21 protein-coding genes are annotated in these 20,904 nt (G+C 65.5%); 12 read left to right on the forward strand and 9 right to left on the reverse strand.

Going from position 1 to position 20,904, the window contains the following annotated elements:
* The first annotated feature begins 44 nt into the window (after positions 1-44).
* A complete protein-coding gene (locus tag ATO3_RS18210) occupies positions 45-812 on the forward strand; it encodes a sulfite exporter TauE/SafE family protein (protein ID WP_088651318.1) in 768 nt (255 codons plus the stop codon).
* A 132-nt stretch (positions 813-944) separates the two neighbouring features.
* Here the strand turns inward: ATO3_RS18210 and ATO3_RS18215 are convergent, their stop codons facing one another.
* Positions 945-2,543, reverse strand: coding sequence for a phosphoenolpyruvate carboxykinase (locus ATO3_RS18215; RefSeq protein WP_088651319.1), 1,599 nt, complete (start codon positions 2,541-2,543; stop codon positions 945-947).
* Between the two features lie 348 nt (positions 2,544-2,891).
* On the opposite strand from ATO3_RS18215, the gene ATO3_RS18220 reads away from it, so the two are divergent.
* The 7 genes from ATO3_RS18220 (at position 2,892) to ATO3_RS18250 (ending at position 8,658) form a co-directional block, all read left to right on the forward strand.
* Positions 2,892-3,593: a response regulator transcription factor gene (locus ATO3_RS18220; protein WP_088651320.1), complete on the forward strand. Its 702-nt coding sequence runs from the start codon at positions 2,892-2,894 to the stop codon at positions 3,591-3,593.
* Between the two features lie 144 nt (positions 3,594-3,737).
* Positions 3,738-5,402: a sensor histidine kinase gene (locus ATO3_RS18225; RefSeq protein ID WP_233152207.1), complete on the forward strand. Its 1,665-nt coding sequence runs from the start codon at positions 3,738-3,740 to the stop codon at positions 5,400-5,402.
* Positions 5,403-5,560: 158 nt separating this feature from the next.
* Positions 5,561-6,151 carry an HPr kinase/phosphorylase gene (locus tag ATO3_RS18230; RefSeq protein ID WP_088651322.1) on the forward strand — a complete coding sequence of 197 codons (591 nt, stop codon included), beginning with the start codon at positions 5,561-5,563 and terminating at the stop codon, positions 6,149-6,151.
* Positions 6,148-7,035 carry an RNase adapter RapZ gene (gene rapZ / locus ATO3_RS18235; RefSeq protein WP_088651323.1) on the forward strand — a complete coding sequence of 296 codons (888 nt, stop codon included), beginning with the start codon at positions 6,148-6,150 and terminating at the stop codon, positions 7,033-7,035. The genes ATO3_RS18230 and rapZ overlap by 4 nt, the downstream gene beginning before the upstream one ends.
* Before the next feature lie 13 nt (positions 7,036-7,048).
* Positions 7,049-7,444: a PTS sugar transporter subunit IIA gene (locus ATO3_RS18240; RefSeq protein WP_088651324.1), complete on the forward strand. Its 396-nt coding sequence runs from the start codon at positions 7,049-7,051 to the stop codon at positions 7,442-7,444.
* Between the two features lie 6 nt (positions 7,445-7,450).
* Positions 7,451-7,720 carry an HPr family phosphocarrier protein gene (locus tag ATO3_RS18245; protein ID WP_088651325.1) on the forward strand — a complete coding sequence of 90 codons (270 nt, stop codon included), beginning with the start codon at positions 7,451-7,453 and terminating at the stop codon, positions 7,718-7,720.
* A gap of 71 nt (positions 7,721-7,791) precedes the next feature.
* Positions 7,792-8,658 (forward strand): lysophospholipid acyltransferase family protein, encoded by an 867-nt coding sequence (locus tag ATO3_RS18250; RefSeq protein ID WP_088651326.1) that lies wholly within the window; start codon positions 7,792-7,794, stop codon positions 8,656-8,658.
* A 119-nt stretch (positions 8,659-8,777) separates the two neighbouring features.
* On the opposite strand, the gene ATO3_RS18255 is transcribed toward ATO3_RS18250, so the two are convergent.
* Positions 8,778-9,653, reverse strand: coding sequence for a 3-hydroxybutyryl-CoA dehydrogenase (locus ATO3_RS18255; RefSeq protein ID WP_088651327.1), 876 nt, complete (start codon positions 9,651-9,653; stop codon positions 8,778-8,780).
* Between the two features lie 164 nt (positions 9,654-9,817).
* On the opposite strand from ATO3_RS18255, the gene ATO3_RS18260 reads away from it, so the two are divergent.
* Positions 9,818-10,618, forward strand: coding sequence for a DUF6473 family protein (locus ATO3_RS18260; RefSeq protein ID WP_088651328.1), 801 nt, complete (start codon positions 9,818-9,820; stop codon positions 10,616-10,618).
* An 87-nt stretch (positions 10,619-10,705) separates the two neighbouring features.
* On the opposite strand, the gene ATO3_RS18265 is transcribed toward ATO3_RS18260, so the two are convergent.
* The 6 genes from ATO3_RS18265 to ATO3_RS18290 form a co-directional block, all read right to left on the reverse strand.
* Positions 10,706-11,632: an electron transfer flavoprotein subunit alpha/FixB family protein gene (locus ATO3_RS18265; protein WP_088651329.1), complete on the reverse strand. Its 927-nt coding sequence runs from the start codon at positions 11,630-11,632 to the stop codon at positions 10,706-10,708.
* Positions 11,632-12,390 carry an electron transfer flavoprotein subunit beta/FixA family protein gene (locus ATO3_RS18270; protein ID WP_088651330.1) on the reverse strand — a complete coding sequence of 253 codons (759 nt, stop codon included), beginning with the start codon at positions 12,388-12,390 and terminating at the stop codon, positions 11,632-11,634. Before ATO3_RS18270 ends, ATO3_RS18265 begins: the two co-directional genes overlap by 1 nt.
* Positions 12,391-12,628: 238 nt before the next feature.
* Positions 12,629-13,201, reverse strand: a complete 573-nt coding sequence (locus ATO3_RS18275; protein WP_088651331.1) for a cob(I)yrinic acid a,c-diamide adenosyltransferase — start codon at positions 13,199-13,201, stop codon at positions 12,629-12,631.
* A gap of 59 nt (positions 13,202-13,260) precedes the next feature.
* Positions 13,261-13,458: a twin transmembrane helix small protein gene (locus ATO3_RS18280; RefSeq protein ID WP_088651332.1), complete on the reverse strand. Its 198-nt coding sequence runs from the start codon at positions 13,456-13,458 to the stop codon at positions 13,261-13,263.
* A 97-nt stretch (positions 13,459-13,555) separates the two neighbouring features.
* Complete coding sequence (locus ATO3_RS18285; RefSeq protein WP_088651333.1) at positions 13,556-14,383, reverse strand: SDR family NAD(P)-dependent oxidoreductase; 828 nt, start codon at positions 14,381-14,383, stop codon at positions 13,556-13,558.
* A 199-nt stretch (positions 14,384-14,582) separates the two neighbouring features.
* Positions 14,583-15,335, reverse strand: a complete 753-nt coding sequence (locus tag ATO3_RS18290; RefSeq protein WP_233152213.1) for an SH3 domain-containing protein — start codon at positions 15,333-15,335, stop codon at positions 14,583-14,585.
* 295 nt (positions 15,336-15,630) lie between these two features.
* Between ATO3_RS18290 and parC the strand changes: the two genes are divergently transcribed.
* Positions 15,631-17,973: a DNA topoisomerase IV subunit A gene (parC, locus tag ATO3_RS18295; RefSeq protein WP_088651334.1), complete on the forward strand. Its 2,343-nt coding sequence runs from the start codon at positions 15,631-15,633 to the stop codon at positions 17,971-17,973.
* Between the two features lie 121 nt (positions 17,974-18,094).
* On the opposite strand, the gene ATO3_RS18300 is transcribed toward parC, so the two are convergent.
* Entirely contained in the window at positions 18,095-19,045 is a 951-nt protein-coding gene (locus ATO3_RS18300) for a Hint domain-containing protein (protein ID WP_158217996.1), read from the reverse strand.
* A 374-nt stretch (positions 19,046-19,419) separates the two neighbouring features.
* Between ATO3_RS18300 and ATO3_RS18305 the strand changes: the two genes are divergently transcribed.
* The gene (locus tag ATO3_RS18305) at positions 19,420-20,124 is read left to right on the forward strand and encodes a hypothetical protein (protein WP_233152208.1); all 705 of its coding nucleotides are present in this window, start codon (positions 19,420-19,422) and stop codon (positions 20,122-20,124) included.
* A 230-nt stretch (positions 20,125-20,354) separates the two neighbouring features.
* On the forward strand, positions 20,355-20,904 hold a 550-nt coding region (locus tag ATO3_RS18310), incomplete at its 3' end, for a GTP-binding protein (protein ID WP_143747302.1).

A 20,904-nucleotide genomic window follows, 5' to 3' on the forward strand; every position in this document is an offset into this window, starting at 1 on the left:
ATTTCCTGCGGCATCCGCCAGCCCGGAGTGCTAAAGCCACCCACATGGCCGAGCTCTTTCCCTTCCTCACACCCTCGCAAATGATACTGGCCTTCATGGTGGGTCTTCTGGCCGGAACCGTGAAGGGGCTGGTGGGCTTTGCCATGCCGATGGTGCTGGTCTCCGGCCTAAACCTTTTTCTTCCAACGGATATTTCCCTGGCGGGGCTGATCCTGCCGACCCTGGTCACCAACGGGATCCAGGCCTTGCGGCAGGGTCTGGCGGCGGCCTGGTCCTCGGTGAAACGGTTCCGGCTGTTTCTGGGAATCGGGGCAATCTTCCTGTTTTCCAGCGCCCAGCTCGTGCGCATCCTGCCGGGTGACGTGATGCTTCTGATGATCGGCATCCCGATCACCCTCTTCGCCGCATCGCAGCTACTGGGCCGCGAGGTCCGCCTTCAGTCCCCCAATGCCCGGACCGAGGCGATCGTCGCCGCCGTCGCCGGCTTCATCGGCGGCTTCTCCGGCGTCTGGGGCCCGCCTACGGTGGCCTACCTGACCGCGCTGAACACCGAGAAATCAGAGCAGATGCGCGTCCAGGGCGTGATCTACGGCATGGGCGCCGTCGCGCTGGTGGCCGCACACCTGACCTCGGGCGTGCTGCGCCCCGAAACGCTGCCCTTCTCGGCGGTGATGGTCGTCCCCGCGGTCACCGGCCTGATGATCGGCCAGGCCCTGCACGACCGCATCGACCAGCGCGTCTTCCGCAAGGCCACGCTGGCAGTCCTCACCGTCGCCGGCTGCAGCCTCATCCTGCGCGGCCTTTCGGGCTAAGCGCCACGCCCCTGCTTCTTCTTGGCTGAAATACCTCCGGGGGAGTCCTCCAGCGGAGGACGGGGGCAGAGCCCCCAAAGAAAACGGGCGCCCCAAGTGGGACGCCCGCCAATTCCTTGAAACCGTTCAGCTTCAGCCGATCGCCACGGCCTTTACGTCGTCGTCGATAAAGGGATCGTACTGCGCGAAGTTGTCGGCGAACATCTGCACCAGCTTGGTCGCCTGCGCGTCATAGCCCTCCGGATCGCCCCAGGTGCGGCGCGGATCCAGAAGCAGGTCCGGCACGCCCGGCACCGAGACCGGCACTTCGAAGCCGAAGTTCGGATCCTTGCGGAAGGTCACCTTGCCAAGGCTGCCGTCCAGCGCCGCGGTCAGCAGCGCGCGGGTCGCCTTGATCGGCATGCGCGAGCCGGTGCCATAGGCGCCGCCGGTCCAGCCGGTGTTAACCAGCCAGCAGGTCGCGCCGTGCTGGGCGATCTTCTCGCGCAGCAGGTTGCCATAGACTTCCGGACGCCGCGGCATGAAGGGCGCGCCGAAGCAGGTCGAGAAGGTCGGCTGCGGCTCGGTCACACCACGCTCGGTCCCGGCGACCTTGGCGGTGAAGCCCGACAGGAAGTGGTACATCGCCTGCGCCGGCGTCAGCCGCGCGATCGGGGGCAGGACCCCGAAGGCGTCGCAGGTCAGCATAATCACGTTCTTCGGATGGCCGCCGAGGCCGGTCGAGGACGCGTTCGAGATATACTCCAACGGATAGGCGCACCGCATGTTGGCGGTCAGGCTGTCATCCTCGAAATCAAGCTCCTTGGTCTCGGGATCGAAGACCATGTTCTCGATGATCGTGCCGAACTTCTCGGTCGTTGCGTAGATTTCCGGCTCGGCCTCGGGGTTGAGGCTGATGGTCTTGGCATAGCAGCCGCCTTCGAAGTTGAAGGTGCCGCGATCCGACCAGCCGTGTTCGTCGTCGCCCAGCAGGACGCGCGCCGGATCGGCCGACAGCGTCGTCTTGCCGGTGCCCGAAAGCCCGAAGAAGACGGCGGTGTCCACCGGGTTGCCCGGCGCATGGTTGGCCGAGCAGTGCATCGGCATGATGCCCTTCTCGGGCAGCAGGTAGTTCAGCAGCGAGAAGATCGATTTCTTGTTCTCGCCGGCATACTCGGTGTTGCCGATCAGGATGAGCTTCTTGGCGAAGTTCATCGCGATCACCGTCTCGGACCGGCAGCCGTGCCTGGCCGGATCGGCCTTGAAGGTCGGGCAGTTGATCACCGTGTAATCGGCCACGAAACTGTCCAGATCCTCGCGGTCGGGACGGCGCAGCATGTGGCGGATGAACAGGCTGTGCCAGGCAAGTTCCGTGATCATCCGGCAGTGGATCGACTGGGCCGGATCGGCCCCGCCGACGAGGTCCTGCACAAAGTAGTCTCGGCCCTTCATGTGCTCCAGCATGTCGGCATGCAGCTGGTCGAAGGCCTCGGGCTCCATCGCGGCGTTGTTTTCCCACCAGATGTTGTCGGCAACGTCCGCGGTCTTGACGATGTGCTTGTCCTTGGGCGACCGGCCGGTGAACGTTCCGGTTGTCACCAGAAGCGCCCCTCCGCGGCCAAGCGTGCCTTCCTCCCTCTTGAGCGCGACTTCGACGAGATCGGACTCGATGAGGTTGTAATAGACGGCGCCCAGCCCCTCGATCCCTTGATCTTCGAGGCGAAACTGCGGGTTAACCCGTCCCGTTGTCATGAGCATGTCTCCTGTGGTCCGACATCACATTGTCGAAAAAAATCTAGCCATATTGGGCGGTTGCCCAATTTCCTAAGTATGACATCGAGGTCTTAGCACGAGGCTGTCGGCGATGAACAGCGCCCGAGAGAGGGGTTAGCGCCACCAAAGCGATCTTTAGCGCAACCATCTTTCTGACGGTCACTCAAGAGTCGCCAGACCTGTGGTTGTTCAGCACCTGATAAGAGTTTTTTGGTCAAATATGCGAAGTATACAGCGTGATTCGCACAATGTGATTGATTCGACCGGACGAGCGCGATCATAATGCCAGAAAAAGAACACGTTTGAGCAGTATGAGGGCCAACCCACATGTCCAAGATCGCTCTGGTCGACGACGACAGAAACATTCTGACGTCCGTATCTATGACCCTCGAAGCCGAGGGCTTCGAGGTAGAAACCTATAACGACGGCCAGGCCGCACTGGATGCTTTCAACAAGAAGCTGCCCGACATGGCCGTTCTGGACATCAAGATGCCGCGCATGGACGGGATGGACCTGCTGCAGCGCCTGCGTCAGAAAAGTACTATGCCAGTAATTTTCCTGACATCCAAGGACGATGAGATCGACGAGGTGCTCGGTCTGCGGATGGGCGCCGATGACTACGTGAAAAAGCCGTTTTCCCAACGCCTTCTGGTCGAACGGATTCGCGCGCTTTTGCGCCGCCAGGATGCCGTGGCCGGGGATACGGTGGGCGAAGGCCCCGAGGCCAAGGTGATGGAACGCGGGCATCTGCGCATGGATCCGCTGCGCCACGCGGTGACCTGGAAGGGCAACGATGTCTCTCTCACGGTCACCGAATTCCTGCTTTTGCAGGCCCTGGCCCAGCGGCCCGGCTTTGTCAAAAGCCGCGATCAGCTGATGGATGTCGCCTATGACGATCAGGTTTACGTGGACGATCGTACCATCGACAGCCACATCAAGCGCCTGCGCAAGAAGATGCGGACCGCCGACCCGGACTTCTCGGCGATCGAGACGCTCTATGGGATCGGCTACCGTTACAACGAAGAATAAAGATATATCATGAGCTTCGCGGACAGAGGCTTTCTGCGCGATATTTCGGGATCGGCCCGGTCGCCGAAATCGACGAAGTCGTTTCGGGGAGCCGGCAAAAAGACCAGCAAACAGGCCCGCCCGGCGCACCGCGTCGGGGATGTCATGCTGGGCGACGACTGGGTTGCGCCGGAAACCTCGGCCGAGGTCGAGCTGCGCGACAAGCGGGCGCGGCGGGGGCCGTTTTCCCTGCGGGCGTCGCCTCTGACGCGCAAGATCATCACCTTCAACCTTATCGCGCTGACGATCCTCTTTGCGGGGATCCTGTACCTCAACGTCTCGCGCAATGACCTGGTGCGGCAGCGCGCCAATTCGCTGGTGGCGGAATCGCAGCTGATCGCCGACGTGTTCGAGGCGCAGCTGCCCACCGGTGCGCCGGTCAACCTGGCCGCCGGGGACGGGGTGCAGGTGCAGGCGGTGCTGGACCGGCTGAACCTGCGCAACGGGCTGGCGGTGCATGTTTTTGACACAAACCAGGTCCAGGTGGGCGATGTGCTGGCCACGGACCAGAGCCCGGCGCTGAGCGCCCTGGCCCCGTCCGAAGAGACGCACACGCCGCTCAGCGACGTGCTTGCCGCCGTGGGCAAGACCGTCTCGGGCTTCCTGTCGCCCAGTTCCGGCACAGCCGTCCCCTCGCTGGAGGATCAGCTGCGCGGCATGCTGCCCGCGGCGCTGGCCGGCACCACACGGGTTCAGACCGGGATCGACACGGCCGGCGGCACCGTCTTTTCGGCGGTCACCCCGATCCTGCAGGGCGATACCGTCGTCGGTGTGGTCGCCGCCGCCAGCCCCTCGGGCGAGATCGACGCGCTGGTGCGCAGTGAACGCGAACGGGTGCTGCAGCTGTTCCTGGTGATCCTGCTGGTCTCGGTCGGGCTGTCGCTGGTGCTGGCCTCGACCATCGCCAACCCGCTCAGCGACCTGGCCGCCGCGGCCGAGCTGGGGCGTGACAAGAACGCGCGCCGGATGAACCCGGGCCGCATCCGCATCCCCGATCTGACCGCGCGCCCCGACGAGATCGGCCGCCTGTCGGGCGCGCTGCGCGGCATGGTGACGGCGCTCTACAACCGGATCGACAGCAACGAACAATTCGCCGCCGACGTGGCGCATGAAATCAAGAACCCGCTGGCCAGCCTGCGGTCGGCGGTGGGCACGCTGCGCCTGGTCAAGCGCGAGGAGCAGCGCGAGAAGCTGCTTGACGTGATCGAACATGACGTGCGTCGCCTGGACCGGCTGGTCAGCGACATCTCCAACGCCTCGCGGCTCGACAGCGAACTGGTGAAGGAAGAGGAAGAGGCGTTCGACCTGGTCCGCATGCTGGACAACCTCAACCAGTACCTGGGCGAGGACGCGCGGTCGAAGGGGATCGACTACATTTCCGACATGCCGAAGGAAGAGATCCAGGTCACCGGGCTCGAGGCGCGACTGGCGCAGGTCTTCGTGAACCTGATCACCAACGCGGTTTCCTTCTGCGAGGATGGCGACGCGATCCGCGTCTGGGCGCGCAAACGGCAAAGCCGGGTGATCGTGGTGGTCGAGGACACCGGCCCCGGCATCCCGGAGGAGGCGCTGACCAAGATCTTCAAGCGCTTCTACTCGCAGCGCCCGCAGGAGCATTTCGGCAACAATTCCGGCCTTGGCCTCGCGATCTCCAAGCAGATCGTGGAGGCCCACGGCGGCGTGATCTGGGCCGAGAACATCCGCCCGACAGAGGCCGACATCACCTCGGAACCGCTTGGCGCGCGCTTTGTGGTGGGCCTGCCGGTCTGATCGCCGACGGCATGGCCGCGGTGTGAGGAACGTGGTCCGGCAGGTGCGGGGCTGGCCTAAGGACAGGCTTGACCGGACAACGCCTCAGACCTGCTCGGATCGGTCTCCCAGGCCATATGGCGTCTGGTCACCGTCCCGGGCGTGGCTATGATCGCGCCATGTCCTCTCCGCTCTCCGGCAACGAAATCCTGCATGCCTCTTGCGTCGCGATCAATGATCGCGCGGTTTTGATCCTTGGCCCCTCGGGGTCGGGGAAATCGACCCTGGCGCTGCAGCTCATGGCCTATGGTGCCCGGCTGGTGGGCGATGACCGGATCCGCCTGTCGGTCGAGGGCGGCGCTTTGGTGGCGTGGCCGGGGCCGGGGCTGTCCGGGCTGATCGAAGCGCGCGGCATGGGGATCCTGCGCGCGGATCGGGCGGCGGAGGAGCCGATGGATATCAGTGACTTGCCCGGGGCCGAGACCGGCGCGGGGCGCAGCGCCTGCCGAGCGGATGACGGCCGGGGGCCGGCGCCGGGCACAGCTGGTGCTGCGCCTGTGCCACGGGCCGGGGGCGCGGGCATCGGGCACGCTGCGGCCCGCGTCGTCTGCGTCGTGGATCTCGACCGATCCGAGGCAGAGCGGATGCCGCCCTCCCGCCACATGTCCCTGCTGGGACAATCCGTTCCCTTGTTCTACCGTGCGGAGGGGGCACATTTCGCCCCAGCTCTCCTCCAGTTCCTCAAAGCCGGACGCCACGCCCCGTCATGACCCAGCCTGACCTCTCTCCGCCGCCGCCCACCACCCAGCTCGTGCTTGTCACCGGGCCCTCCGGCGCCGGGCGCTCCACCGCGATCCGGGTGCTGGAAGACAACGGGTTCGAGACGATCGACAACCTGCCGCTGGGCCTGGTGCCCCGCCTGCTGGACGGGCCGGCGCATGACCGGCCGCTGGGGCTGGTGGTCGACGCCCGCAACCGCGACTTCACCACCACCTCGCTTCTGGCGACGATCTCGCTCCTGCAGGCGCGGCGGGATCTGCAGCTGACGGTGCTTTACCTCGATTGCCGGCCCGAGGTGCTGCTGCGCCGCTATTCCGAGACCCGCCGCCGCCACCCGCTGGCCCCGGCCGAGGGGCCCGAGACGGGCATCGCGCGCGAGCTTGACCTGCTGGAACAGGTGCGCGACCGCGCCGACCTGGTGATCGACACCTCCGAGATCAACGTGCACCAGCTGCGCGCCGAGGTGGAGAAGGCGCTGGCCCCGGGCGGCAGCCGCAACCTGGCGGTGACGGTGCACTCCTTCTCGTACAAGCGCGGCCTGCCCATGGGCATCGACATGGCCTTCGATTGCCGCTTTCTGCGCAACCCCTACTGGCAGCCCGCCCTGCGCCCCCATGACGGCCGCGACGCCGATGTCGCGACCCACGTGGCGGGCGACCCGCGCTACCCTGAATTCCGAACCAAAGTGCTGGATCTGACACGGTTTTTGTTGCCGGCCTACGTGGACGAGGGGAAGTCTCACTTTTCCGTCGCATTCGGTTGTACCGGCGGGCAACATCGCTCTGTGATGCTGGCCGAATCCGTGGGCGCGACCCTTGCGGAGGAGGGCTGGCAAGTGTCAATTAGACACCGCGAGCTGGAACGCCAGCGCTGAAAGTGAGACCGGGTTGATCGGAATTGTGATCGTGGCACATGGGGGGCTGGCCAGAGAGTATCTGGCCGCGCTCGAGCACGTGATCGGATCCCAGACCGGCATCCGGGCGATCTCGATCGAGCCGGATCACGACCGCGAGGCCAAGCAGCGCGAGATCATCGCCGCCGCGAACGAGGTCGACCAGGGCGACGGGGTCGTCGTGGTGACCGACCTGTTCGGCGGCTCGCCGTCGAATCTGTCGCTGAACGCGTGCAAGGCGCGCAACCGGCGTATCCTGTACGGCGCGAATCTGCCGATGTTGCTGAAACTTGCCAAAAGCCGTCATATCCCCGTGCAGGATGCCGTCCAGGGCGCCATGGAGGCCGGGCGGAAATACATAAACACGCAGAATATCTGCCAGGACAGGTAGGGATGTATGACCCGTCGGACTTTGGAAATCGTCAACGAAAAGGGCCTGCACGCAAGAGCCTCGGCCAAGCTTGTCGAGGTGGTGGAACGGCATGACGCCACGGCCGAGGTGTCGCGGGATGGCTTGTCTGCATCAGGCGACAGTATTATGGGTCTTTTGATGTTGGCAGCGTCCAAGGGAACGACTATTGACGTCGAAACGTCCGGACCCGATGCCGAAAAGCTGGCCGATGCGCTTGCCGCGCTCGTGGCGGACAAGTTCGGAGAAGGGTACTGAGGGACTTGTGCCCGACAGATGACAACGATGGTGACAGCACCGTGGTAGACAGCTTTCACACCAGCCGGCCCATGCGCGCGAATGCCCCGGCCCCGAAACAGGGGCAGGTGGACTTTCGCAAGTACGACCGCCGCAGCCTGTCCTATGCCAGCACGTTCGAAGACCCGTGGAAAGCCTCGTGCATCCGCGCGATCGAGCTGTTCACCGGCAAGCTGACGATCCTGCGCCTGATCCGCAAGTTCGAGAAGCTGGGCGCCCCGCGCGGCCAGGCCTTCTGGCGCGCCTGCCTGGACGTCATGGGGATCGAACTGACGACCCCGCAGGAACAGCTGGACCGGATCCCGAAGGAAGGCCCCGTGATCGTGGTGGCCAACCACCCGCACGGCATGGTCGACGGCATGATCTTTGCCGACCTGATCGGCCGGGTGCGGCCCGATTACCGGATCCTGACGCGCTCGCTGCTGACCGATATCGACGAAGAGGCCGGGTCGTTCATGATCCCGGTGCCCTTCCCGCATGACCAGGACGCACAGCGCAAGATGGTCGAGATGCGGGCGCGGGCGATGGACCACCTGGCCGAGGGCGGGGTGGTGGCGTTGTTCCCGTCGGGCGTGGTGGCGCATTCCGAAAGCTGGTGGGGCCCGGCGATCGAGGCCGAGTGGAACCCCTTCACGGCGAAGATGATCCGCCGCTCGGGCGCGACCGTGGTGCCGATGAAATTCCCTGGCGCCAATTCGCGGATCTACCAGATCGCCAACCAGATCTCGCCGATCCTGCGCCAGGGGCTTCTGCTGCACGAGATCGTGCATTCGCTGAACAAGCCGCAGGGGCCGATTGTGGGCCACCCGCTGCCCGATGAGGACGTGAAGGGCTGGGAAAACGATCCCCGCGGCTTCATGACCTGGCTGCGCGAGCACACGCTGAACCTGAAGAACTGAGCCGGCCCGGCCGGTAAGGAAAGGACACCCCGGCGCCATCGAGGTCGCCGGGGTTTTGCAGTCTGGCGCCAATTTTCTTCCAAGAAAATTGTCAAAATTCTTCAAGGAATTTTTGGTGCCTAGCGGGTCGGGACCGGGACCTCGCCGCGATAGTCGTAGAAGCCGCGCTGGGTCTTGCGGCCCAGCCAGCCGGCTTCGACATACTTGGTCAGCAACGGGCAGGGACGGTACTTGGTATCGGCCAGCCCGTCGTGCAGGACGTTCATGATCGCGAGGCAGGTGTCCAGGCCGATGAAGTCCGCAAGCTCCAGCGGCCCCATGGGATGGTTCGCGCCCAGCTTCATCGATTCGTCGATCGACTGCACGTTCCCGACCCCTTCATACAGGGTGTAGACCGCCTCGTTGATCATCGGCATCAGGATCCGGTTTACGATGAAGCCGGGGAAATCCTCGGCGCTGGCGGCCGTTTTGCCCAGGTTCTTCACCACCTCGTGGCAGGCCTTGTAGGTCGCGTCGTCCGTGGCGATGCCGCGGATCAGTTCGACCAGCTGCATCACCGGCACCGGGTTCATGAAATGGAACCCCATGAAGCGTTCGGGCCGGTCCGTGCGGCTGGCCAGCCGGGTGATCGAGATCGAGGAGGTGTTCGAGGTCAGGATCGTCTCGGGCTTCAGATGCGGTACGAGGTCCTCGAAGATCGCCTGCTTGACCGTTTCGCGTTCGGTCGCGGCCTCGATCACCAGGTCGGTCTGGCCCAGGTCAGGCAGCTTCATCGTGGTGCGGATGCGGGCCAGCGTGGCGTTCATGTCCTCTTCGCTGACCTTGCCGCGACCGACCTGCCGGGCAAGGTTGCGGCTGATCGTGTCGGTCGCCTTGTCCAGCGCCTGCTGGCTGATGTCGTTGAGCATGACATCATACCCGGACAGCGCCATCACATGAGCGATGCCGTTGCCCATCTGCCCGGCGCCGATCACACCAATTGTCCGGATGCTCATGGTTCGCGTCTCCTGTGCGGATTTTCCCGGCACCATAGCTTGGTCCGCCAATCTCGCAAGTGCAGCATCGCGGGCGGGCCGCAATGACGACTGCGGGGCTTAGGGAAATCGAAATCTCTCTGAGTCAAAGGTGGATGCGGGTGAGACTTTTATGGTGGGACAAGATGAGCTTTGAACGCTCGGGTGCCACGGCATTGGATTACGAGATCTGCCGCTACGGCGTGTCTCGGCTGCATTTCCGTGGACCGAAACGGGACCTCGACGGGCCCTACGTCGCCTTTCTGGGCGGAACGGAAACCTTTGGCCGGTGCGTGCCCGTGCCTTTCCCGGCTCTCGTGGAGCAGGCGACGGGGCGCACCTGCGTGAACCTCGGCCAGAGCAATGCGGGGATCGACGCCTTCATCGGCGACCCCGAGGTGCCGCGCCTGCTGGCGGGCGCGCGGCTGTCGGTGCTGCAGGTGCCGGGCGCGACGAACATGTCGAACCGGTTCTATCGCGTGCACCCCCGCCGCAATGACCGGTTCCTCGATGCCTCGCCGATCCTGTCGTCGATATACCCGGACGTGGACTTCACGGAATTCACCTTCAACCGGCACATGCTGCAAAGCCTGAAAGCGCTGTCGGACGACCGGTTCCGCGTGGTCGAGGACGAACTGCGGACCGCTTGGTCGGCGCGGGTGCGCCTGTTCCTGCGAGGGCTGTCGTGCCCGTCGGTGCTGTTGTGGATCCGGGTGCGGACGGAGGATCCGTTGGGAGCGGATCCGCTGCTGGTGACGCGCGAGATGGTTGAGGACGTGTCGGACCTGGTCTGTGATGTGGTCGAGGTGAAGGTGGTGCCGGCGGGGGCGTCGGACGACTTCGCCGGGATGGTCGTGGGCCAGACGGAATGGCCGGTCGCGGGCCGGCTGATCGGGCCGTCGGCGCATGCCGAGATCGCGGCTGCGCTGAACCAGCTGGTGGGCTGAGCCCCGGCCATGAAAAAGGCCCGCCGGTGGGGCGGGCCTTGAAGCAGGTTTCGTGGCGGTGGGTTGGAAACCCACCCTACACGCGCGTCAGAGCTTTTCGACCAGTTCGGGAACGGCGGTGAAGAGGTCGGCGACCAGCCCGTAATCGGCGACCTGGAAGATCGGCGCCTCTTCGTCCTTGTTGATCGCGACGATGACCTTGCTGTCCTTCATGCCCGCAAGGTGCTGAATCGCGCCGGAAATCCCCACGGCAACGTAAAGATCCGGTGCCACGACCTTGCCGGTCTGGCCCACCTGCCAGTCGTTCGGGGCATAACCCGAATCGACCGCCGCGCGCGACGCGCCAACAGCGGCGCCCAGCTTGTCGGCCAGTTTCTCGATCAGCGCGAAATCCTCTTCCGAACCGACGCCGCGGCCGCCGGAGACGACGATGCCGGCCGAGGTCAGCTCGGGGCGGTCGCTCTCGGCCACCTTGTCCTCGACCCATTCCGACAGGCCGGGGTTCTCGGCGGCGCCGATGGTCTCGACCGTGGCCGAGCCACCGTCGCCGGCGGCGTCGAAGGTCGAGGTCCGGAAGGTGATAACCTTCCGTTCATCTTTCGACTTTACCGTCTGGATCGCGTTGCCGGCATAGATCGGGCGCTCGAACGTATCGGCATCCACCACGCCCGAGACGTCCGACAGGATCATCACGTCGAGGAGGGCAGCAACACGCGGCATCACGTTCTTCGCGTCCGTCGTGGCGGGCGCCACGATGTGGCTGTAATCGCCCGCGAGCGACACGATCAGCGCGGCGGTGGGTTCCGCCAGGCGGTGCCCCAGCGTGTCATCCTCGGCGACCAGCACCTTGGCCACGCCGTCGAGCTTGGCGGCGGCTTCGCCAGCCGCTGCGGCCGACGCACCGGCGCACAGGACAGTCACGTCGCCCAGGGATTTCGCAGCCGTCACCGCCTTGGCGGTGGCATCGAGAGAGAGTTCACCGGAGGTAACCTCGGCAAGCAGCAGAACAGCCATCAGACGATCCCCTTCTCTTTGAGTTTGGCCACCAGTGTATCCACGTCCGGCACCATCTCGCCGGCCTTGCGGGCTTCGGGTTCGGCCGTTTTCACGATCTCAAGGCGCGGGCTGACGTCGACGCCGTAATCCTCGGCGGTCTTCTCGTCGAGCGGCTTCTTCTTCGCCTTCATGATATTGGGCAGCGAGGCATAGCGCGGCTCGTTCAGGCGCAGGTCGACCGAGACGATCGCCGGCATCTTGACCTTGATGGTCTGCAGGCCGCCGTCGACCTCGCGGGTGACCATGGCGCTGTCGCCGTCGATGTTCACCTCGGAGGCGAAGGTCGCCTGGGACCAGCCCAGCAGAGCCGACAGCATCTGGCCGGTGGCGTTCATGTCGTTGTCGATCGCCTGCTTGCCGCAGAGCACGAGGCCCGGCTGCTCTTCGTCGATGATGCCCTTTAGGATCTTGGCGACGGCAAGCGGTTCGATATCGTTGTGCACGTCATCGGCGGCAACAACGAGGATCGCACGGTCGGCCCCCATGGCCAGCGCGGTGCGCAGTGTTTCCTGCGCCTGCTTCACGCCGATGGAAACGGCGACGATCTCTTCGGCGGCGCCTTTTTCCTTCAGGCGGATCGCCTCTTCGACGGCAATCTCGTCGAAGGGGTTCATCGACATCTTCACGTTGGCGAGATCGACACCGCTGCCGTCCGCCTTCACGCGGACCTTCACGTTGTAGTCGATCACGCGCTTGACAGGTACCAGTACCTTCATGCGGGCTCTCCTCTATTCGGCCAACGGCCCGACGTCGAATCGGACCTGACTGTGCTGGAGGTCTTGATAACGACCCCCCATCACCCGAAACAGCGCAAAATCGACGCTGTATCGACCCTCGACGCCGCGTTGGCGGCGCTGGCGTCCCCCGTGCCTGCCCCGGTGTCAAGGTCCGGGGGGCGATGACACCCCGGTTCGGGTCCGCCATGGCATGGCCGCGCGGGAACCGGCGTCAAATTCAGCGGTTTGCGCCCGGCGTCCACAGCACGTCGGCCTTGCCGTTGTCGTTGGCGACCCGCGCGGCGACGAAAAACCAGTCCGACAGGCGATTCAGGTAGCGCACGGCGTGGGGATTGACCTCTTCCTCTCCAGCCAGCTCCACCGCCAGCCGTTCGGCCCGGCGGGCCACCGTCCGGCAGACATGCAGATGCGCCGACAGCGCCGTGCCGCCGGGAAGAACGAAGCTGCGCAGAGGTTCCAGAACCACGTTCATCACGTCGATCTCGGCCTCCAGCCGCGTGGTCTGGGCCTCGACCATGCGCAGGGGCGGGTATTCGGCCGTCTCGTCGGCGGCCAGGTCCGGGCGGCAGAGATCCGCGCCCAGGTCGAAGAGATCGTTCTGGATCCGCGACAGCGCGACATCGGTTTCACCCTCGGCAACCTGGCGGGCCATGCCGACATGGGCGTTCAGCTCGTCCACGGTGCCATAGGCGGTGACGCGGGCGGCATGCTTGGCAACGCGCGTGCCATCGCCAAGCGCGGTGTCGCCCTTGTCGCCGGTGCGGGTGTAGATCTTGTTCAGGACGACCATGTCCAGTCTCCCAGGCCTGTCGTGAGTGGATGGGGTCCGAACCGGGTTCGGATCCGCGTTCAGAATTTCGTATAGACGTAGATCGCGATCAGCACGACCGCGATGAACTGCGCGATGATCCTGTAGCGCATCAGCTTGTTGGACCGTTCGCCGCGCTTGTCGCCGCTCTTGGCGAAATTGCCGAGGCCGAGCACCAGAACGACCACGACCGCCAGCATGGAGAAGACGATAAGCAGGAAGAAGGGGTCTTGGGTCATGGGACTGCCTTTCTTGGGTTGCCCGACATGTAGACCGGGACAGGGCAAAAGCGAACCGGGTCTTCGCCCCCGGTCCCCGTCCGGACAAGTCCGCAGGCTATATCCGGTCGATGATCCGGTCCACCACCCGCGTCGGCAGCAGCCGCATCAGGATCCCGGTGATCCAGGTCGCCGTGGTCACGTAATGGCGCGGCTTGGGGTGGTCGCTTTGCAGGATTTTCAGCAGCCGCTCCGACACGGCCGAGGCCGGCAGCTCGAACTGGTCCTTCGTTTCGGTCTCGGCATAAAGGCGGGGGACAAGCCCGGTCTCATACAGATCGCGCCGGGCCGAGGCCTTCCAGTCGATGTAGCGTTCGAACCAGGCCACGCCGTTGCGGCGGAACTTCGTGGTGATCGGCCCCGGTTCGATCAGGACCACCTTGATACCGCTGTCGCGCAACTCCAGCCGCAGGGTGTCGGTCAGCGCCTCCAGCGCGTGCTTGGTCGCGGCATAGGCCCCGCGAAACCGCATGAAGCCCAGCCCCAGCGCCGAGGAGCATTGCACGATATGGCCATGCCCCTGCGCCCGCATCACCGGAACGACGCGGCGCGTCAGCTCGTGCCAGCCGAAGAAATTCGCCTCGAAGATCGCGCGCAGCCCGTCGGTGGGCAGATCCTCGACCAGGCCCGACAGCGAATGGGCGCCGTTGTTGAACAGCGCATCCAGCCTGCCGCCGGTCGCCTCCAGCACCTCGGCCAGGGCGGCGTCGATGCTGGCCGGATCGGTGTAATCGAGGCGCGGGCTTTCGAATCCCATGGCGGCCAGCCGGTCGCAATCGGCCTGCTGGCGGCAGCTGGCGAAGACGCGCCAGCCGGCGGCCTTCAGGGTCTGGGCGGCATCAAGACCGATGCCCGAGGAGCAGCCGGTGATCAGGATGGATTTCATGAGAGGCGTCCGGGGCGCTGGGAAGGGGGCGGTCAGGGCGGTCTTGCGGGCAGGGCGGGCGCATGTCACGCGCAAAAACGCCGGCCCCCGAGGGAACCGGCGCATGAAGATCCTAGATCCGGGATTTCCGGCGGGTCAAGCCGAACCCGCCGTCCTGCAGCTCCGTCGGCCTATGGCGTAAGCCCCGTCGGCGGCCCCGTCAGCCCCCGGTCCGGGACAGCAGGTAATCCGCCATCCAGCCCACGGGCCCACCGTTGATCGGCCGCAGCTTGACCCAGCCGTCACCGGGATCGGCGAGGATCTCGACCTTCGTGCTGCGGTCGAGCTGTGCCAGCACCGAGTAGTTCGTGCCCGGACCGTTGCGCATGTTCACCCGGTTCCCATCGACCGCGCGGATGTCGCGCTGGTCCGAGATCACCTCGCGCGCCGGGGCACGGGCGGGATCGGGCGCCGAATTCACCGGGTTCGCCACCGCGGTTGCAAGTGTCGGGCGCACCGTCATGGAGTTGTCTTCCTCGGGGGCGCGATCCTGTACCAGCGGCGTGGCAAAGAGCGAGGGGTTGTCCGCCAGCGACACCAGCGTCACGCCGGGCGTCTCCATCGCGCTGTCGGCTTCGCCCGGGAAAAAGCCGGTGCCGGGCGTGGCGGCGGCAAGCACCGTTTGCGCGCCCGAGGCCGAGGCGGGCCGGATCCCGCCCTTGTTGGCTCCACCCGGATTGGCGATCTCTTCGCTGTCCACCGCGGCCATGGCCTCCTTGCGCGAGGCGCGGGAGCTTGTGACCTGCGGGAGCGTGGCGGTAGAGGAGGTGGCGGTAGAGGAGAGTGAGGCGGTCTTGATGCGGGCTGCGTCGTCCGACTCGAAGATCGGGCTTTCCGCGGCGGCCTGCTGTCTAAGTTCCGATCGTGGCACGAAATCGGCGCCGCCGCTCAGTTCGTAGAAAACAAAGGTCATCACGACCAGACACATCAGGACAAAAGGCACGTCACATCCCCCCCGGGATTTCTTGCTCGCCCGTCGTGGGCACTCGCTTGGACCGGAAACACCCATGGCAGCGGGGTAGTTCCGAAATTTTAGGCCAGCAGGCGATTCGCACCAACCGTCAATTTGTAGGCAATTTTGCCGATCCCCCTTTTATTCAAGGGTCTGAGGGGCTTCGGTCAGCAGATCACGGCGCCGTGATGACCGGGTGATCGTGGGGTCATCTTGGGGATTTACGCCCATCCTCTGGGGGCGTATCACCAGATCCATGAACGACAAGGTCGACGACCCCAATATGGACCCGGCGCCGCAAGGCGCCGTGCCAGAGCCGCTCCGCCGGGCCATCGGCGAGCGCTATCTCACCTATGCGCTGAGCACGATCATGCACCGCGCACTGCCCGATGCGCGGGACGGGCTGAAGCCGGTGCACCGGCGAATCCTCTACGCCATGCGCGAGCTGCGGTTGTCGCCCGACGGACGGTTCCGCAAGTCGTCCAAGATCTCGGGCGACGTGATGGGTAATTATCACCCGCACGGCGACGCCGCGATCTACGACGCGATGGCGCGGCTGGCGCAGGATTTCAACGTGCGCTACCCGCTGGTGGACGGGCAGGGCAACTTCGGCAACATCGACGGCGACAACCCGGCCGCCTCGCGCTACACCGAGGCGCGGATGACCGTCGTGGCCGAGGCGCTGCTGCGGGGCCTCGACGAGGATGCCGTCGATTTCCGGGACAATTACGACGGGACGCTGACCGAGCCCGCCGTGCTGCCGGCCGAGTTTCCGAACCTGCTGGCCAATGGCGCCGCGGGCATCGCCGTGGGCATGGCGACGAACATCCCGCCCCACAACATCGTGGAACTGGTCGACGCCTGCCTGCACCTGATCAAGACGCCGGATGCCCGCGACGACACGCTGCTGAACTACATCCCCGGCCCGGATTTCCCGACCGGCGGCACCATCGTGGAGCCGAAGGAGAGCATCGCCCAGGCCTATCGCACCGGCCGTGGCGCCTTCCGCCTGCGCTGCCACTACCATGTCGAGGATCTCGGCCGCGGCCAGTGGCAGATCGTGGTCACGGAAATCCCCTACCAGGTGCAGAAATCGCGCCTGATCGAGAAGCTCGCCGAAGTGATCCAGACCAAGAAGGTCCCGATCCTGGCCGATGTGCGGGACGAAAGCGCCGACGACATCCGCGTCGTGCTGGAACCCCGGTCGAAGAATGTCGATCCCGACCTGCTGATGGGGATGCTCTACCGCAACTCGGATCTCGAGGTGCGGTTCTCGATGAACATGAACGTGCTGATCGACGGGCTCACGCCCAAGGTCTGCTCGCTCAAGGAAGTGCTGCGCGCCTTCCTCGACCACCGGCAGGAGGTGCTTCAGCGGCGCTCGCGTCACCGGCTGGCCAAGATCGACAAGCGGCTGGAAGTGCTCGAAGGCTTCATCATCGCCTTCCTGAACCTTGACCGCGTGATCGACATCATCCGCTACGACGAAGACCCCAAGGCCGCGCTGATGCGCGAGGACTGGTCGCGGGATTTCGTGCGCGCCACCGACGAAAGCGATTACCTCACCCCGCCCCCGGGCGAGGGCGAGCTGACCGAGGTGCAGACCGACGCGATCCTGAACATGCGCCTGCGCTCGTTGCGGCGGCTCGAAGAGATGGAGCTGCTGCGCGAACAGGCCGAGCTGATGGAAGAGCGCGCCGGGCTTGAGGACCTGCTCGAGGATCCGGCCAAGCAATGGGCGGCGATCTCGGACCAGCTGAAAGAGACGCGCAAGACCTTCGGCAAGGATTACGCCGGCGGCGCCCGCCGCACCCGCTTTGCCGAGGCGGGCGAGGTCGAGGACGTGCCGCTGGAGGCAATGATCGACCGCGAGCCGATCACCGTGGTCTGTTCGGAAATGGGCTGGGTCCGCGCCATGAAGGGCCATATCGACCTCGGCTCCGAGCTGAAGTTCAAGGACGGCGACGGCCCGCGCTTCATCTTCCATGCCGAGACCACCGACCGGCTGCTGGTCTTCGGCTCGAACGGGCGGTTCTACACCGTCTCGGCCGCGAACCTGCCCGGCGGGCGCGGCATGGGCGAGCCGCTGCGCCTGATGGTCGATCTGCCCAACGACATCCGCATCATCGATTTCTTCATCCACAAGCCGGGCGGGAAGCTGATCGTCGCCTCGCATGGCGGCAACGGGTTCCTGGTGCCCGAGGAAGAGATCGTCGCCCAGACCCGGGCGGGCAAGCAGGTGCTGAACGTCAAGGACGACGTGGCCAAGATCTGCAAGCGCGTCGCCGGGGATCACGTGGCCGTGGTGTCGGAAAACGGTCGCCTTCTGGTCTTCCCGCTGGCCGAGCTGCCCGAGATGACGCGCGGCAAGGGCGTGCGGCTGCAGAAATACAACCAGGTGCGCGGCCGCCAGGGCACGCTGGAGCTGGACGGCGGGCTGTCTGACCTGACGACCTTCCTGTTCTCCGAAGGTCTGACCTGGCCCATGGGCGGCGGCCGCACCCGGCACGAACCGGATATGACCGACTGGCTGGGCAAACGCGCAGGCGTGGGCAAGAAGCCCCCGCACGGCTTCCCGCGCGATTACAAGTTCGGCTGACCCGGTCGCTGGACCACCGGTCCGGCTGATCCGGTTGCCGGAAAACCGGCCCGGACATTGCTCCAAAGAAAAAACCGCCCCGCGACATCGATCGCGGGGCGGTTTTCGTTTGGGCGCGGCCTTATTCGGCGGCGTATTTCAGATCGTCATCCTCGTCGGCATCGCTCTTGGTCGCCTTCGCGCCTTCCTTGCGGGCCACGGCCAGGTCGCGGGCATTGTCCCAGTCGATCATCGGCAGGGCGGTGGGGCCATAGGCCGTCTCGGGCGCGATCCGCAGCGCCGGGACATGGGCAAAGACCGACGACCGCTGGTCGTCGCTCAGGGCGGCCAGAGTATCGGGCGTGGGATAGAAGCTCTCGGCCTCGGCGCCGGCCGCGCGCAGCACGGCGTGGTTTTCAAGCATGACGTGGATGTAGGTGATCCGCCGTTTGCCCAGCATCTGCCGTACGCCGCGCAGCTCGGTCAGCGCGCCGGCCGGGGCCAGCGCCGCGGTATTGCCGGTCAGCTCGGCCACATCCGGCCCGTGCAGCACCACCTGATGATCGGGCGAGACCACAAGATCGGCGGTCGGGCTGTCGGGCCCAAGGCTGCCGGCGTGGAACAGCACCGGGCGATAGCGGTTGTCGCCGCGCACGAAAAGCACCTCGCGCCGGCCGGTCCAGGTCACGTGCATCTCGCCCTTGTCGGCGGTGGTCACGATCTCTCCGGGGCGCAGGGTCTCGACCCGGCGCGGGCCCGTGGGCGTTTCGATCGGGGTGCCGGCGGCAAAGCACAGGATGCCCGAGAACGGCTCCGGCTCGGGCAAGGAGGTCGGAGCCCCGGCCTCCACCGTCACCATGTCGCCGCCGCGCAGCCGCTGATCCCCGACCAGGCACACCCCGGCGGGCAGGCCGTTGATCGTGACCGCGTGCCCGCGCTTGCCGTCGGGCGCCGCGACCTCGGCCGTCACCTCGATCACCGCCCCGCAGGGATGGGGCGCCTCGCCCACGGTAACCGCCTGCTCCAGCTCAAGTTTTCCGGCCCCGCCCGGCACCCGCAACAGCAACGGAACCGCCTTTCCCCCTTGGAACACGAACTGTCCTGCAGTGCCCGGCTGAACGGTTTTCGACGGGTCGGCGGCGGAGAACTGGGACCACGGCTGAAGCGAGAGAACGGGCATCGGAACGGACCTTTCTGGTACGGAACTGCAACTGAAGTGACACTGAAAACTTGTTTCCGGGCACATTCTGCGCATTCGCGATGACCAGAAAGGGGAGTAATTGTGTCGGTTTTGCCATAATTTCCCGGCGAATTGCCGACACCCCCCTTTTCGGAGGAGAACTGCCCACGCGCCCGGCACGCCTCGGCAAATGTCCGCCCACCGTTCCTTTCGAACTGTGAATTGAACCTCTGGGCCAGCCGGTCTATCAGCGTCAGGTCACTTCAGATTGCCGCAAGAGAGGCCCGATGATCCGAATTTTCGCCTGCCTGGCCATGTTCGCCCTGCTCCTGGGATGCTCTGCGGACCAATCGATGCAGCCACCGAAGGACCTCGGCGCCTTCCGCCTGGGTCACAACGTGGTCGTGGCCTCGAAGATGAAAAAGGGTCCGATCTCCCGCGATGCCACCGAACAGGAATGGGTCGACGTGCTGACCCGTGCCGTCGACAGCCGCTTCGGCCGCTACCAGGGCAACCAGCTGTATCACATGGGCATCAGCGTCGAGGGGTACATGCTGGCGCCGCCGGGTGTGCCGCTGATCTACAACCCGCGCTCGGCGCTGATCATCAACGTCACCGTCTGGGACGACGCCGCCGCCGCCAAGCTGAACGAGAAGCCGCGCCAGTTCACCATCTACGAGGACACGACCGGCGAATCCTTCGCGGTGGGCTCCGGCAATGTCCGCACCAAGGAAGAACAGCTGCAGGGCCTGGCCGAGAACGCGATGGACGCGGTCGAGGACTGGATGGCCGAGCAGCACGCCGAAAAGGGCTGGTTCGCGCCGCGCCCGGGGGCGGCGACCACCGCCACGGTGCCGCGCCTCTCCGACAGCTCGGCCGCCGCGGGGGCCACGGCCTCCAGCGACGGCACCGCGCCGGCCGCGGCCGAAACGACCGGCGCGCCGACGCAGGCGCCCGATGCCGCGACCGCCTCGGCGGTGACCGGCGGCTAGGCCCGCAGGGGCCGCCGCGCGCCCGGTCGCGGGCCGCGGGCCCCGCTTGTGATCCCCCCGTTATCTTTGCGCACGCCCCGGGGCGGCGGCCCTCCGGCCTTCCTCCGGGCGGCGCCGTTGCAACGGGGCGACAGGCGCTTGATTTTCGTCCGTGAACCCAATATGTGCCGCGCGCAGAGTCACAACGGGTCGGGTTCGCGACCCCCAAATCGCAAAAGGGTGCCACGGATATGGCAAAGGCAAAGTTTGAGCGTAACAAACCGCACGTGAACATCGGCACGATCGGTCACGTTGACCACGGCAAGACGACGCTGACGGCTGCGATCACGAAGTATTTCGGCGATTTCCAGGCTTACGACCAGATCGACGGCGCGCCCGAAGAGAAGGCCCGCGGCATCACGATCTCGACCGCGCACGTGGAATACGAGACCGACGCGCGTCACTACGCCCACGTCGACTGCCCCGGCCACGCCGACTATGTTAAGAACATGATCACCGGTGCCGCCCAGATGGACGGCGCGATCCTGGTGGTGAACGCGGCCGACGGCCCGATGCCCCAGACCCGCGAGCACATCCTGCTGGGTCGCCAGGTCGGCATCCCGAAGATCGTCGTGTTCATGAACAAGGTCGACCAGGTCGACGACGAGGAACTGCTCGAGCTGGTGGAAATGGAAGTCCGCGAACTGCTGGATTCCTACGACTACCCGGGCGACGACACCCCGATCATCGCAGGTTCGGCCCTGGCCGCGCTGGAAGGCCGTGATCCGGAAATCGGCGAGA

The sequence above is a fragment of the Marinibacterium profundimaris genome (assembly GCF_002210095.1).
GTDB classification, from domain to species: Bacteria; Pseudomonadota; Alphaproteobacteria; order Rhodobacterales; family Rhodobacteraceae; genus Marinibacterium; species Marinibacterium profundimaris.

Coding starts and splice junctions, on each gene's coding strand:
- ATO3_RS18210 (WP_088651318.1), top strand. CDS start 45: ATGGCCGAGCTCTTTCCCTTCCTCACACCCTCGCAAATGATACTGGCC.
- ATO3_RS18215 (WP_088651319.1), bottom strand. CDS start 2,543: ATGACAACGGGACGGGTTAACCCGCAGTTTCGCCTCGAAGATCAAGGG.
- ATO3_RS18220 (WP_088651320.1), top strand. CDS start 2,892: ATGTCCAAGATCGCTCTGGTCGACGACGACAGAAACATTCTGACGTCC.
- ATO3_RS18225 (WP_233152207.1), top strand. CDS start 3,738: ATGCTGGGCGACGACTGGGTTGCGCCGGAAACCTCGGCCGAGGTCGAG.
- ATO3_RS18230 (WP_088651322.1), top strand. CDS start 5,561: ATGTCCTCTCCGCTCTCCGGCAACGAAATCCTGCATGCCTCTTGCGTC.
- rapZ (WP_088651323.1), top strand. CDS start 6,148: ATGACCCAGCCTGACCTCTCTCCGCCGCCGCCCACCACCCAGCTCGTG.
- ATO3_RS18245 (WP_088651325.1), top strand. CDS start 7,451: ATGACCCGTCGGACTTTGGAAATCGTCAACGAAAAGGGCCTGCACGCA.
- ATO3_RS18250 (WP_088651326.1), top strand. CDS start 7,792: ATGCGCGCGAATGCCCCGGCCCCGAAACAGGGGCAGGTGGACTTTCGC.
- ATO3_RS18255 (WP_088651327.1), bottom strand. CDS start 9,653: ATGAGCATCCGGACAATTGGTGTGATCGGCGCCGGGCAGATGGGCAAC.
- ATO3_RS18260 (WP_088651328.1), top strand. CDS start 9,818: ATGAGCTTTGAACGCTCGGGTGCCACGGCATTGGATTACGAGATCTGC.
- ATO3_RS18265 (WP_088651329.1), bottom strand. CDS start 11,632: ATGGCTGTTCTGCTGCTTGCCGAGGTTACCTCCGGTGAACTCTCTCTC.
- ATO3_RS18270 (WP_088651330.1), bottom strand. CDS start 12,390: ATGAAGGTACTGGTACCTGTCAAGCGCGTGATCGACTACAACGTGAAG.
- ATO3_RS18275 (WP_088651331.1), bottom strand. CDS start 13,201: ATGGTCGTCCTGAACAAGATCTACACCCGCACCGGCGACAAGGGCGAC.
- ATO3_RS18280 (WP_088651332.1), bottom strand. CDS start 13,458: ATGACCCAAGACCCCTTCTTCCTGCTTATCGTCTTCTCCATGCTGGCG.
- ATO3_RS18285 (WP_088651333.1), bottom strand. CDS start 14,383: ATGAAATCCATCCTGATCACCGGCTGCTCCTCGGGCATCGGTCTTGAT.
- ATO3_RS18290 (WP_233152213.1), bottom strand. CDS start 15,335: ATGACCTTTGTTTTCTACGAACTGAGCGGCGGCGCCGATTTCGTGCCA.
- parC (WP_088651334.1), top strand. CDS start 15,631: ATGAACGACAAGGTCGACGACCCCAATATGGACCCGGCGCCGCAAGGC.
- ATO3_RS18305 (WP_233152208.1), top strand. CDS start 19,420: ATGATCCGAATTTTCGCCTGCCTGGCCATGTTCGCCCTGCTCCTGGGA.